The sequence below is a fragment of the Cupriavidus sp. D39 genome (assembly GCF_026627925.1).
GTDB lineage: Bacteria > Pseudomonadota > Gammaproteobacteria > Burkholderiales > Burkholderiaceae > Cupriavidus > Cupriavidus ulmosensis.
Genome location: NZ_JAPNLE010000009.1, coordinates 733,226 through 746,094, shown reverse-complemented (window position 1 = coordinate 746,094; position 12,869 = coordinate 733,226). Strand labels below are relative to the sequence as shown.

General features: G+C 58.6%; 12 protein-coding genes and 1 pseudogene. 8 read left to right on the top strand and 5 right to left on the bottom strand.

Going from position 1 to position 12,869, the window contains the following annotated elements:
• Positions 1–27 precede the first annotated feature (27 nt).
• The 3 genes from OMK73_RS15090 to OMK73_RS15080 all read right to left on the bottom strand — a co-directional run bounded on the left by OMK73_RS15090 (position 28) and on the right by OMK73_RS15080 (position 3,223).
• On the bottom strand, positions 28–1,881 hold the full coding sequence (locus OMK73_RS15090) for a putative bifunctional diguanylate cyclase/phosphodiesterase (protein ID WP_267602754.1): 1,854 nt from the start codon (positions 1,879–1,881) through the stop codon (positions 28–30).
• Between the two features lie 281 nt (positions 1,882–2,162).
• Complete coding sequence (locus OMK73_RS15085) at positions 2,163–2,507, bottom strand: hypothetical protein (protein WP_267602753.1); 345 nt, start codon at positions 2,505–2,507, stop codon at positions 2,163–2,165.
• A 293-nt stretch (positions 2,508–2,800) separates the two neighbouring features.
• Entirely contained in the window at positions 2,801–3,223 is a 423-nt protein-coding gene (locus OMK73_RS15080; protein WP_267602752.1) for a universal stress protein, read from the bottom strand.
• Positions 3,224–4,395: 1,172 nt separating this feature from the next.
• Between OMK73_RS15080 and OMK73_RS15075 the strand changes: the two genes are divergently transcribed.
• Genes OMK73_RS15075 through OMK73_RS15045 form a run of 7 tightly spaced genes read left to right on the top strand, consistent with a single transcriptional unit; the run spans position 4,396 to position 10,069 of the window.
• On the top strand, positions 4,396–4,788 hold the full coding sequence (locus tag OMK73_RS15075; protein WP_267602751.1) for a type IV pilin protein: 393 nt from the start codon (positions 4,396–4,398) through the stop codon (positions 4,786–4,788).
• Positions 4,789–4,797: 9 nt separating this feature from the next.
• Complete coding sequence (locus OMK73_RS15070; protein WP_267602750.1) at positions 4,798–5,292, top strand: GspH/FimT family pseudopilin; 495 nt, start codon at positions 4,798–4,800, stop codon at positions 5,290–5,292.
• Positions 5,292–5,876 (top strand): type IV pilus modification protein PilV, encoded by a 585-nt coding sequence (gene pilV, locus OMK73_RS15065; RefSeq protein ID WP_267602749.1) that lies wholly within the window; start codon positions 5,292–5,294, stop codon positions 5,874–5,876. Before OMK73_RS15070 ends, pilV begins: the two co-directional genes overlap by 1 nt.
• 15 nt (positions 5,877–5,891) lie before the next feature.
• Complete coding sequence (locus OMK73_RS15060) at positions 5,892–6,425, top strand: PilW family protein (protein ID WP_267602748.1); 534 nt, start codon at positions 5,892–5,894, stop codon at positions 6,423–6,425.
• Positions 6,422–6,898, top strand: a complete 477-nt coding sequence (locus OMK73_RS15055; RefSeq protein ID WP_267602747.1) for a hypothetical protein — start codon at positions 6,422–6,424, stop codon at positions 6,896–6,898. The genes OMK73_RS15060 and OMK73_RS15055 overlap by 4 nt, the downstream gene beginning before the upstream one ends.
• Before the next feature lie 28 nt (positions 6,899–6,926).
• The gene (locus tag OMK73_RS15050) at positions 6,927–7,829 is read left to right on the top strand and encodes a hypothetical protein (protein ID WP_267602746.1); all 903 of its coding nucleotides are present in this window, start codon (positions 6,927–6,929) and stop codon (positions 7,827–7,829) included.
• Positions 7,826–10,069, top strand: coding sequence for a pilus assembly protein (locus tag OMK73_RS15045; RefSeq protein WP_267602745.1), 2,244 nt, complete (start codon positions 7,826–7,828; stop codon positions 10,067–10,069). The genes OMK73_RS15050 and OMK73_RS15045 overlap by 4 nt, the downstream gene beginning before the upstream one ends.
• 226 nt (positions 10,070–10,295) lie before the next feature.
• On the opposite strand, the gene OMK73_RS15040 is transcribed toward OMK73_RS15045, so the two are convergent.
• Both OMK73_RS15040 and OMK73_RS15035 read right to left on the bottom strand, forming a co-directional pair.
• Positions 10,296–11,504, bottom strand: a complete 1,209-nt coding sequence (locus OMK73_RS15040) for a sensor domain-containing diguanylate cyclase (RefSeq protein ID WP_267602744.1) — start codon at positions 11,502–11,504, stop codon at positions 10,296–10,298.
• A 283-nt stretch (positions 11,505–11,787) separates the two neighbouring features.
• Entirely contained in the window at positions 11,788–12,039 is a 252-nt protein-coding gene (locus tag OMK73_RS15035; RefSeq protein WP_267602743.1) for a hypothetical protein, read from the bottom strand.
• Positions 12,040–12,504: 465 nt separating this feature from the next.
• Between OMK73_RS15035 and OMK73_RS15030 the strand changes: the two are divergent.
• A pseudogene (locus tag OMK73_RS15030) lies at positions 12,505–12,609 on the top strand (IS6 family transposase); the annotation flags it as partial.
• Between the last annotated feature and the right edge of the window lie 260 nt (positions 12,610–12,869).

Below are 12,869 nucleotides of genomic sequence, written 5' to 3'. Positions count from 1 at the left end.
TTGGCGGGCATCGAGGCAATCATACGGCTACGGCGCGGCCGCCCACGAGACCAAAGACGGCCTCACGCGGCATCGGCCTCCCCAAAAATACCCCTGTACCTGGTCACATCCGTTATCAATCAACCATGCCAATTGCTCTGCAGTCTCAACTCCTTCTGCCACAACTGGAATCCCTAGCGATCGCCCAATATCAATGACAGCATGCACGATAGTCTGACTCTCATGCCGACCGAGAACGCCGCTTACGAACGTGCGATCGATTTTAATCTCGTCAAATGAAAATCGTAACAAATAATTCAGCGAAGAAAAGCCTGTCCCGAAATCGTCCAGCGCGATCTGTACGCCAAGATTACGTAGCTTTTTAAGTATCTCAACATTGCCTTCAGAAGGCTCAAGCAAAGTCGTCTCAGTCACTTCGAGTATCAACCGCTCGGGCTGCAAGCCGCTGTCCGCAAGGATCTCTGATACATGCTCCGGCAGATCAGAAGTAATCTGCAACGGTGAAATATTCACCGATACTTTGACGTCGCTCGACCAGCCAGTAGCTTCCCGGCAAGCTTCGCGCAGTGCCCACATTCCAATGGGGACAATCATTCCGTTTCTTTCTGCCAGTGGAATAAATTCCGCAGGTGGGATTGGGCCGAGTTGCGGATGATTCCATCGCAACAACACTTCCAAGCTCGTGATCCTTCGTTCTGGAACGATGACGATCGGTTGATAGGCGAGTGATAGCTCACCGAATCGAAGGGCATTTTTGAGATTCAACTGTGGAAGGGAACTCTCAATAGCCACACGCGTATCGATCGATGGTGAATATATTCGCCATTTTTCGCGCGAGTTAAATTCAACACTGCATCTAGCGATATTTGCATTCCGTAACAAGCCGTCAACGCTAAGCTGTCGGAAGGAAGCAATGGCCAGCCCTATAGTTACTTCGAGGACCACACTCGTCCCGTTCACAAGATATGGTTCGTGAAGCGTTTCCACCGCGTGCTTCAGTAGCAAACTTAGTGTATCCACCGACTCCGTCACGGGCAGCAATGCGGCAAACTCATCCGCTCCGAAGTGGGCGAGCATGTCAGCACCTGGAAAAGCCAGGCTAAGACGATCGGCGAATTGCCTTAGTAGCACATCGATGTCACGGTGATCCGATGAGTCGCGCAATTTGTTGAATTCATCTATGTCAATATGTGCCAGCACCGGGCAGGAGCCTCCAATACGATATTGGTCCAGTTTTTGCGAGAGGTAGAAACGCAATGCTTGGCGATTGGGCAACCCGGTTACAAGCTCGTGATTCGCTCCATAGGAGAGCATTTGATCGCGTTGGATGATCGCCGATATGCCGATCGCAAGATCCTGCAGAGGGCCCAGGTCCTGCTCGGACATAGACCGCGGTTTGGTGTCGATCACGCATAGCACACCTAGCGCTCGACCCTCTGTGTCCTTCAAAGCGACGCCTGCGTAAAAGCGAAAGCCAAAGGGACCCGTCACGAGAGGATTACTTTCGAAGTCGGGATGTCGAGAAGCATCCTCTACGATCATCACGCCACCTGGCCTCAAACTGCAACGAGCGCAAAAGGAATCTTCACGTGGCGTACTCATTCCCTGCGGCACCCCCACGGCGGAAAGGGTCAATGCGCGCTCCCCCGCGATCAGCGAAATAGCAGACATCGGCGCATCGTACATACGGGCAGCAAGTCGAGTAAAGGCGCCGAACCGTGGATCGGGGGGCGCCTCAAGGTAGCCCGTGCTGTACAGGGAGCGCAAGCGCTCCAGCTCGTCGTCAGCAACCGGAAACGACGGCATCGCATCCGCCGCGGGAATCGCCCGTGCGTCGAGATTCAACGCTGGCGCATCCTCATGAGAGTCTTCTTTACGCATCCTTTCCTCCCAGTCGACCGGTAGGTGAGGCCTGTAGCGGTGATGCTACCACGGCACGCCGGATCGCGGACCGACCACGCCGCAGCGGACCGGGGAAATGTGCATCCGTCGTCAACCAAGATCAAGCAGACAGGCATACCGTCTGGCCAGCGAGTTGGGTAGTGGAGCATGACGAAGCTGCTAGCGGGTTTTGTCGTGGTGGCGGCCGGCTCGCAATCGGAAACAGCTGAGACTCTTCATGCCCCATTCTTCGGTGGGGTGGTGTCTCAGGATGCCTCCTGCTAGAAACCATCACCGGATTCCGCCCTTGCCGTCCGATGCCTACTTCGACCGCGATGACCGTATCGCCGACCTGAGCCTGCAAAGCTCAGCGTCTTGGTCAGCCCTTTTGGCAGTCTGGGGGTGATCAGCGTGAGAGGGCGGGAAATGGGAAAGCTGCCCGGGCGCACGTTCTGGCTGGTTGCCTCGATACCGTCCACCGGCAGCAGCTTGATTGACGCGCCGGCCTTCGCCTTGCGTTCCGCCTCGCCGACAAAGACGTAGACTAACGCACCCGGTGTATCGGCAATCGCCTTGATGCGCAGTGCGTTATCGCCGATCCAATCGCTGTGGCTGAATATCTTCATACTGGATGCCCAGCTATCGCACGAACAGTTCGGACGATCTCCGGTTGGCTTCGTCTGCCAGGACCTGAATAGGGACATCTCGGCCGCCGACCCGCTTCCAGTTCGTGATCTGTGTTTCGGTCTGTTTTCTGCTGCAAGCCCCCCGTTGCCTCGCCAGGCGCGCCATCACTGTGACCGGGCTGTGCTCGAGAAAGCGTTCCATCACTGCCTCCAATGCCACGCCATTGCCTCCGATTCCGAGTTGATAAAACCAGAGGGTGCCTGAACTTTCGTCACCTTGAAAGGGGTGGCTCTTAGACGACCACCAGCGAGATATCGCTGACTGACAGGATGCTCTCCCTTAGGCTCTCAATTGTGTGCGGCTGCACACCCCACCGTCCATGAGGCGCAATGAGGATTAGGTCACACCCTCTTTCCTCGGCGGTCGCCATGATGACTTTTACGATTCGATCGCTGTTGACGTAGGCCGTTTCACATTTGATCCCAGCTGCGCTCGCCTTCCTTACTACCCCCTTGAGGTACCTGTCGGCATGATGCTGCGCGTCCTGCGCGAGGCGATCTTTGATGGGCGCTGGCGCTCCGACCGGGAAGGCGTGGGAGCCGCAATGAAGCACTGTCATTCTGGCATCCGTTTCTTGGGCAAATGTGATGACCTTTTGGAACGTGCTATCAGATAGTGGCGAGCCATCAACCGGCAACAGAAAATGCTTGAACATGCAGTTCTCCTTGCAAGTGGTTTGGACTTTGCGAAATCAATGAATTTCATGTCCACGAAGTCATCAGGTCGCTGTCACTAAGTTGTGTCGACGATCCTCTCTAAGGGAGTGATCGCAGAAGACGTTGCATCTGTTTGGTGGTTCTATGCACTTCGCAGCATGGTCTGGATCGGATAGATTGATCGGTACGGTGACTTCTATGCGGAAGGTGGACGCAAGTGGCTAACAAAGCGGTCCGTGCGTCGAAGTGCTGATTGATGCGGGTGGCGATCGCGAACTGCGCGAAACGCCAGTGGCCCGCCAAGCCAGATGACTCAGCTTTGACAGGTCTTGGAGGCGATCTCGCGCCACGATTGCCCCTGGCGTGGTCCAGTATGCTGAATATAAAAAAGAAAGGCGACCGAGCTTTTCGGTTCGCCTACTAGGCCAAAGATGGACCTATTGTGACCCCATAAGAAAGCATATACCACGCTGATTGGCTGGCGATCCACCATTTGGTAGGGAATGAAATTGGAATCATATCTATCGTTGCACCATATTGGAACATAAATAACATCGATTTGGCACATCAATGCAATGTGCGCAATGAATTATGACGCGCATGTGAATATTCATTGCGCGTCTGTTAGTAAAAAATACAAGAATACGTTCTTGTTAAATGCAAAATGTTCCGCTCGCCTTATAGTGGAAGGAATAAATTACCAGCTTTACGTTACCCCCACAACGTTGGGTGGCGCACCGAATCACTTCGCCGATACTGCTGTACATGGACTCATCCCCGTGGGCCATCGTCAGATTGGCAGGCGGTCCAAAATCGGGTCGCCTGCATCTCTTCAACGATGTCTCACCCGACAGACGCAGCATTTATGCGCGGTGTGATCGGCAATGGGAAGCGGCTGGATTGCGTTACCAGTGCGGCACGTACGTCCAAGGAGAAAGCAGCCTACGCAGAGTTACGCAGAGTTACGCAAGGAGTAGGGGTCAATCTTGAAGATGTAGGGTGAATAGAAGAATAGTTTCCGAAGAAAAACCTCGTTAGGGTGGAAACAATCATGGGTCGGTCTTGCCGGCGGGTAGCAGGGGTGCCTATGTGGCCGTTTGCTGCGAGGCGTGCAAGAAAGGTGGCGGCTGCCGCGCCTGCAGGCGCGGCAGGCCTTCCTCGTGGCTTCACGTTGACGGAATTGCTGATCACGGTGGTCATCGTCGGGATCCTTGCGGCTATTGCATATCCGTCCTATACGCAATACGTGATCCGGAGCAATCGCTCCGCAGCCGAGAGTTTCATTCTAGCGGTTGCCAGCCAGCAGGAGCAGTACAGTCTCGACGCGCGCCAGTATGCCACCACCATGGCAACGCTCGGCTACGCCACCCTCCCGACCGAGGTAGCGAAGAACTACACGGTAACGGTAACCGCCAACAATGTCGCGGTACCGCCTAGCTATACCGTTACCGCCACGCCCATCGGCGCGCAGGCTGCCAGCGACACCAAGTGCCAGAACCTTACCGTGAACCAGGCTGGCACCAAGGGCATGAGCGGCACCGGCTCGGTGGCCGACTGCTGGTAAGGGCGCATCATGGACGCGCGCAACATGCCCCGCCGACCAGACGCCCTGGGCTTGCAGCATACCTTGGTCAACGGATTTACCCTGATCGAGCTGATGGCCACCGTGACGATTGCCGCCATCCTGATGGCGGTCGCAACGCCGTATTTTCGCGACTTTGTCCTGGGCCAGCGGATCCGCGCGGCCTCCTACGATATTGCCTCAACGCTAACATATGCGCGCAGCGAGGCGATCAAGCGAAATAACAGCGTCACCATCGCACAGGCATCGGGCGGCTGGCAATACGGCTGGACCGTCAGCACTGGTGCTGCCACGCTCAGCCAGCACGAGGCACTGCCCGGCGTGACCATCATCGGCCCGGCTGGCGCGGTTGTCTATAACGGTAGCGGCCGCCTAGTTGCCGCGGTCAATCCCTTCGGCATCAGTGCGGCGGGCAGTACAGCATCGCCGCGCTGCGTCAACGTCGACCTGAGCGGGCTGGCGAGCAGCCTGGCCGGGAGCTGCTGATGCGCCGGCCGCTCCCCCATCGCAGCCAAGCGGGCTTCGGCCTGATCGAGGCGCTAGTCACGCTGATCGTGCTGTTGGTAGGCCTGCTTGGTCCAGTGGGCTTGCTGCTAGCAAGCCAGCGCGCGGAGATTGAGTCCTATCAGCGCGCGCAGGCCTTGATCCTGTTGCAGGACATGGTCGAGCGCATCAACGCCAATCGCTCGGCCGCAGGCTGCTATGCGGTTACCACGGATACCGTCAATGGTCTTCCTTATCTCGGAACCGGGGCGGCGGCGGCGCTCCCCTGTGCGCTCGGCACGGTCCAGGCCTACACCCTGGCCAACAGTGACCTCGCTGCCTGGAGCAATCTGCTTGCCGGCGCTGCAGAGAGCAGTAGCGCAGGAAATTCTGGCGCCATGATTGGCGCGCGCGGCTGTGTCAGCTTCGACGCGGCCTCGGGTATTTATCTGGTAAGTGTGGCTTGGCAGGGTAAAGGGAAGACGGCGGCCCCGACCGCCGGGCTGGGCTGCGGCAAGGGGCTGTACGGCGACGAGGCTCTGCGGCGCGTGGTCAGCACAACACTGCAGATCGCGAACCTGTACTGAATTTCGCTGACAAACATGGCTGCGCTGCGCAGCGCTGCGTCCACGTACACTCTGGTGCAAAAGGACGGGGTGACACCGGCCGCGTTGCGCCGCTATATCGAGCGCATCTACTTCGTCAGCCCTTGTAACCGCTTTGCCGCCGGCGCTACCACCTGCACCGCCGGCGCGGACGGCGGCAAGCCGGTGCCGACGCTCAAGCGGCTGGAGATCGCGGCCGTGGCCGGCATCACCGGTTTTGTCACGACGCCGTTGGTGGACGGCATCCAGAACCTGCAACTGGACTACGGCATCGATGCCACCGGCACGGGCGTGCCAGCTACACCGTTTGTCACCGCGCCCGCGCTGGCCGACTGGCCCAATGTGATGACGGTGCATGTCAGCCTGTTGGCACGCAACACGGAGGCATCGAGCTTTGTCGACAGCACCTTGTCAGCCAGGACATTCAATATGGGCGTGTCCGGCTCGGTCGGGCCCTTCTCGGATAAGTTCAAGCGCCACGTTTATACCGGCACCGTGCAGGTCATCAATCTGAGCAGCAGGCGGGAATGAACAGGCTGCGCCGCCCCAATCGTCGTAGCGGTAAAGAGGCGGGCGTGAGCCTGCTGGTAGGGTTGGTCATGCTCGTCGTGTTGAGCCTGCTGGCAGTCTCGGCGGTTCGCTTGGGTAACTTGAATCTGAGGATCGTGGGCAACCAGCAAGTCAAGAACGAGGCCACTGCGGCAGCGCGACAAGCGATCGAGAAGGTGATGGGCACCGTGAGCAGTTTCGCCACGCCCATCGCGCAGAGTTTCAGTATCGATATCAATAACGACGGCGTGGCGGACTATACGGTCCAGACCGCCGCACCCGTCTGTCTGCAGATGGTCGCCGCGGATGGTTACAGTGTTGACTTCGCCGCGTCGGCGCCGCAAGACACCTACTGGGACATCAGCGCGGTGGCAACCGATAACCGCACCGGCACCACTGTTACCGTGCACCAGGGCGCCAAGGTGCGTATGGCTTCAACGGCGACCTGTCCGTGACTCGCAGCACACAGAACTCGGGGCCATCGTGACCATCCTGAAACTACTACGGCTGATGATCACGGCCGCCTTGGCCGTGCTCTCCACAGCCAACGGCGCCAGCATTGATTATTCAGACGACACCTTTATCTACAATCAGCCGCCAGGGGTAAAATCGCCGGCGCCGAATATCCTCATCATCCTGGACAATACCCCGAACTGGGCAAGAAACTCTCAACAATGGGCCACTTCAACCCAGGGCGGTGCGGAGCTGGCGGCCATCCAGCAGTTTGTCGCAGGCCTTAAGCAGCAGGCCAATATCGGTCTGATGATGTTCACCAACCTAGGCAGCAAGGTGGATGGCGCCTATGTGCGCTTCGGCGTGCGCGATCTGAGTGTGCAGGCCAATAGCTTGGCGTTTCAGGCTATCGTGAGCAGCATCAATCCCAACCAAAGCGACGAGAAAGTTTGCCAGAACTGTGGCGATTATGCCAACGCACTCTATGAGACCTGGCTCTACTTCACCGGCGCTTCGGCCAGTTGGGCCGGGATGGACCCACTTGCCGACTACGCTGGCAACGCAGGCACCAACCAGGACAAGCTGACCGCCTATGCCAAGGGCATGTCCAGTGGATTCGCCTACAAGGGTTCCGCGAACGGATCGGGCTACAACGGCCCGATCGGTACTGGCTGCGCGAAGTCCTACGTCATTTTTATTGGCAACAATGTAAGAGGGGGCTGCCGCCCACGCCAGGCGCCACGGATCCGGCGTCGACGACGCTCACAAAATACAAATACTCATCTTCGCCCGATGTTCCATCAGCGTGGGCCCGTTTCCTGCACCTGCGCCCTGACCTGGGTGCGGGAAGCGCCGCTGCCGTCATCGGGTCGGTTACCACCTACACCATCGACACTTACAATGCACAGCCGAATGCCGGTTTCACGGCCATGATGAAGAATATGGCCCGAAACGGCGGTGGCGATTATTTCCAGGCCGGCAGCCAGGCAGCGATAACGACGGCACTGAACGATATCCTGAGCCGGATCCAGGCGGTGAACTCCGTGTTCGCCTCGGTATCGCTACCGGTCTCGGTGAGCGTGCGCGGCACCTACCAAAACCAGGTCTATCTGGGCATGTTCCGGCCCGATGCCGATGCCAGGCCGAACTGGGTCGGTAACCTGAAGCAATACCAGTTGAGCGCCGATACCTCGGTCTCGCCGCCCGTCGTGTTCCTGGCCGACAGCCTTGGCGCCACAGTGGAGAACAAGACCACGGGCTTCGTCAACCCGAGTGTTGTCAGCTTCTGGACCAAGGCTTCGACCTTCTGGGATCCGAACTATTATGTGAACTCGCAGGGCCTGGGCGGCAACTCCGATTCACCGGACGGCGATTTGGTGGAAAAGGGAGGGGCAGGTCAATACCTGCGCACCACCTTCGCAAGCAGTCAGGCGAGCCGCAACGTCTACACCTGCACCAGTAGCTGTGGCGCCGGCTCGTATCTGTCCGGAACGCTGTTCAGCACTGGCAATGCGTCGATCGTCAACACGATGCTTGGCCTGCAAAGCACGGATCTTGCCGAGCCGGTCATTAATTGGGTGCGCGGGGGCAATAGCAAGACAGATAGCACCACGAACTTGCCTGACGACCCGCCGGTGGTCAATCCGAAAAGCCCGCCTATCTACAATATCCGCGGTTTTTCCCACGGCGACGTACTGCATTCCCGCCCCGCGGTAATCAACTACAACCGGAGCGCCGACGACGTGGTGGTCTTCTACGGCGCCAACGATGGGATGCTGCATGCGGTCAAGGGCGGCCAGGGAACGGCCGGCGGCAGCGAACTGTGGAGTTTCATCGCGTCCGAGCATTTCCCTCAATTCAGCCGGATGTACAACCATTTCCCGACAATCTCCTCGTCTAGCCCCAAGCCCTATTTTATCGATGGCTCGGCCACGGTCTACACCTACTCATCCGCTGGCGACGGCACGATCGACTACACACGTAACGATAAGGCCTATCTCTTTCTGAGCATGCGTCGCGGCGGCCCGTATCTCTACGCGTTGGACGTCAGCAACCCGATCGCGCCAAAGCTGTTGTGGAAACACAGCAGTGCGGAAACCGCATTCAAGGAAATGGGTGACACCTGGTCCGAGCTACGTGTAGCCAGATTGCGGGCCTCGGCAGATCCAGTCCTGATCTTCGGCATGGGCAACGACCACGTCGCGAATGACACGGCTCTGCAAGGCACCGCCAGCGTGGGACGAGGAGTGATGATCCTCAATGCAAGGGACGGCTCGATACTTTGGCAGGTTGACCACAGCACGGTTTCCGCGATGGCCTACGCCATACCCGCCAGTGTCGCACTGTACGATTCCGACCGGGACGGCTATATCGACCGCATCTACGGGGCCGATACCGGGGCCAATATCTGGCGCATCAACGTCGGCGACGCCTCTCCGGCAAACTGGACCGTCACGCTGCTGGCCTCACTTGGCGGCAGTGGGGCCAATGCGCGCAAGTTCCTCTATGCGCCGGACATTGTTCCGGCCAGCGCGCTGAACCCGACCGATACCCTGCTGATTGGCTCGGGCGATCGCGAGCACCCGTTCGACACGGCGGTCCAGAACCGCTATTACATGATCAAGGACGACCACAGCCTCTATGCCGTACGCTCGAGCCCGATCGTGGAAGGCGCGGCGGGAAGCACGACCGGTGTTGCCGGCCAGCTCTATGACGCCACCGCCAATCTGGTGCAAGTCGGCACGACCGACCAGATCGCGGCCGCCAAGACGGCACTTGCCGTGGCGAGTGGATGGTATGTCACGCTAGGCGCGGGAGAGAAAGTCGTCAGCGGCTCGACGACGCTGGCCGGTACCGTCATATTCTCCACCAATACGCCGGCCACTGCGGCCACCAACACTTGCACCGGCAATCTTGGCGAGGCCCGCATCTATATGCTGAACTATCTCACTGGCGCCGCTACCTTCGACGTCAATGGCAGCAGCACGCTGACCACCGTTGATCGCTACGAGGTGCGCCCTGGTGGTGGCTTCCCGCCGACGCCCGTATCCGTTTCGGTCAAACTGGGTGACAATATCTATCAGATGGCCATCAGCGGCACCCAGGTAATTGCGCCACCCGGTCCAAAGCTTGGGCGTCGCTACCGAACGTACTGGCGCAGGGTGATCGACTAGCGGGAATGGGGGGCGACGGTAGATCGCGTTCTGTCTCCTGAATTTTCGACTCCTGTGTGACGTAGGATCGCTCGTCCCCCATCAAAGTTGCCCCCCGGTCGCTCGCCTAGACCTGCCTATCTCGGAAGAACTAAGGCAGCCCCCGAGAGCTAGTCGGTCGAATAGAGCCGGATTCAGGCGAAAAATATACGGCTCCGCGGAGCCATGGCCAGCACCGATCGCACTGTCAACTCACCGCAAACCGGTTGCGCCCAGATTTCTTGGCTCTGTAGAGGGCTTCTTCGGCGGCATCGACAATGCTCCCGGAATGAAGGCTCTCCGCTAGGCCGATACTGACGGTAACACCGAGCCGATGACCATTGGCCGCGGTGATCTGCAGTTGTTCGATTTGATGACGAATGCGTCTAGCGGTGCCAATTGCGTTTTCGACGGGGGTCCCGACTAGAATGAGGCCGAATTCATCGCCGTCGACGCGTGTCGCGATATCGACGTCGCGAATCCCCTCGCGGCAAACGGAGCCAACAGCGCGGATCACCTGGTTCCCTGCGGAATATCCATGGGTACTGTTGATCTGATTGAGCAGGTCGATGTCGACGAGGATCAACGACAACGGGTGTTGCAAGTGGCGGCCACGCGTCACCTCGTCGCGCAATGCTTCGGTGAAACGCCGCCGGTTTCCCAGCCCTGTCAATGGATCCGTGTCGGTGGTTCGACAGGTTATTGCATACAGTTGACCATAGGCAAACAGGGCGGCCATACTGGCCACGGCGAACGGTATGGTGAATTCCGCATATCTGACGTTCTCGAATCCCGGTCCCCAGCCGAAGCAAGCTAAGACCAACGGCAAGGCGACGATGAGCAGCGTCAATGCAACGTTAGCGCCGAACACGAAACCTCGCATCATCAGTAGCGGCATGGCGAGGAAATAGGCGAAGCCGGAAATTCCGTAGCTGGCGGCGCCCTGCAGGTGGCTCAGTATCAGTACGAATCCACTCTCCCAGGCGAGAATCGTCATCGATGCTGCCAACCACGCTAATGGCCAAGGCACGCGGAAAGCCAGCGTCGCGAGATACGGCAACGCGGAGGGGAGAAAAACCGCGCGTAGCCAGACCGTGTGTTGTGCGCCCGTCGGATCGTGGGCGTAATCCCATGCCCACAAGGCCGTTCCCATCGCTGCCACGACGCTGGTCATCAGCGCATTCGTCGCACGGTGTTCACGATACTCAATATCCCGGAACCGTTGATCGGCCCCGAGGGCTGAGGCGATCCGCGCCGTTGTAACACCCATGCCCAGACTCCCCGGCAGGCTCATTGTTAAGCGTCGATCGCTGGCATAAAGAAGGCAGGCATCTTCGGCGTCGTGGGTCCAGTTCGAGTTGTCGGAATCCGGCTCGAACATGGCTTCAAGAATGGCTGGTTTTTTCCCCTTTTTCAATGGCTGATTTTTGCGTTTCCGACATGCGCATTGAGCGCGCAGTAACCGCCAGCGGAACCGGTCTGGCGAGGGAGCGGAGGGCGATGAGAAGTTGATGGCTTGAGAGTATGTGCGAGTGAAGCGATGGCCGAACAGAGGGAAGGTGAGAGCCGACGAGAAGGGGAAAGACATTATCGGGTCAGGGAACATTCCATTACACGGGCGCCACTCAGCAGTCGTGGAAGGGGCTGCAACCGACCTCCCATAGCCGCTGCAGCGTCGCGTCTTGATGGCCGCGGGCGGCCTATGTCTGCGCGTTGCCTAGCACGGCATGAAACATGGGTTGGCGTCGCGTCGGCTCGCCCCCTTGTTTTGCTGGCACTAAGGCCAGATAGCCCAGAAATGTGCCACTCTCGGACGTTCCCCAAGAGGTAGTGCATTGGGTTGAAACGCAGCAATCCGGCAGGCTGATCTCTGCAGCAAAGGCGATCGCACTCACGGGAATTCGGATGACCAGGTCGTCGCCTACGATCTGGCACATGGTGTCGACGGTCATGGTTGCATCCCCTCGACAGTAGGGGCCGTGATACCCGGCGTTGTCGGCTTTCGTCCACGCAATACACTTCGGACTTGCTCGATACCCCGATGTGTTACTAGGATGGTTAGTGGAGTCTGCCGACTATGCGGCATCCGGCGGATCTCATCCAACACGGATTGCTTGGGAGCAACCCTATGTCGATCGAAATGTACCGGGGTTACATAATCGAGGGCCTCGCCAATCCAACGGGGGATGGCTTGTACGAATCGTGGGGATTCGTGCGAAATGGCGATCAATCGGCTCCTCAGTCTTTTGCAGAGTCTGCGGTGGCGCTCGGATGCTACGCAACCAGCCAATTCGCACAGGATCACGCAATTCTCTGGGCGCGGCGATACGTCGATAATCTGGTCGCCTGCATCGGCCAATAGTGGCTTGCGCCCGGGCTTTGTCACGTTGGCCAGTGCATAGCGTAAGATTCCACCGATGCAAAAGACAAAGTCGCTCGATCACGGCCATCGGTTTCCGGCGGCGATCATCAGCCAAGCTGTGCGCTGGTACTTTCGCCTTCAACTGAGCCTGCGCGACATCGCCTTTGGCTGCCTTGCCTACTACCAGGCGGCAAAGACACCCTCCGTCCGCTTCCAACGATATCTTTTCGCCGTAGTCGCTAGCCTGGCGGTCTACGTCACCACCACATGGGGGCTTTGGGCTATCGGTGTCCCAATCGAGAACGGAACAGTGCGATGTGGTCTCATGTCGGAGACCCCTGCGCGGATGCGGCGAGCGGCACGGCGTCGAAGTCGGCCAAGCAGACCGTTGCGCACGCGTCGCGCACGGCCAAGACCTAA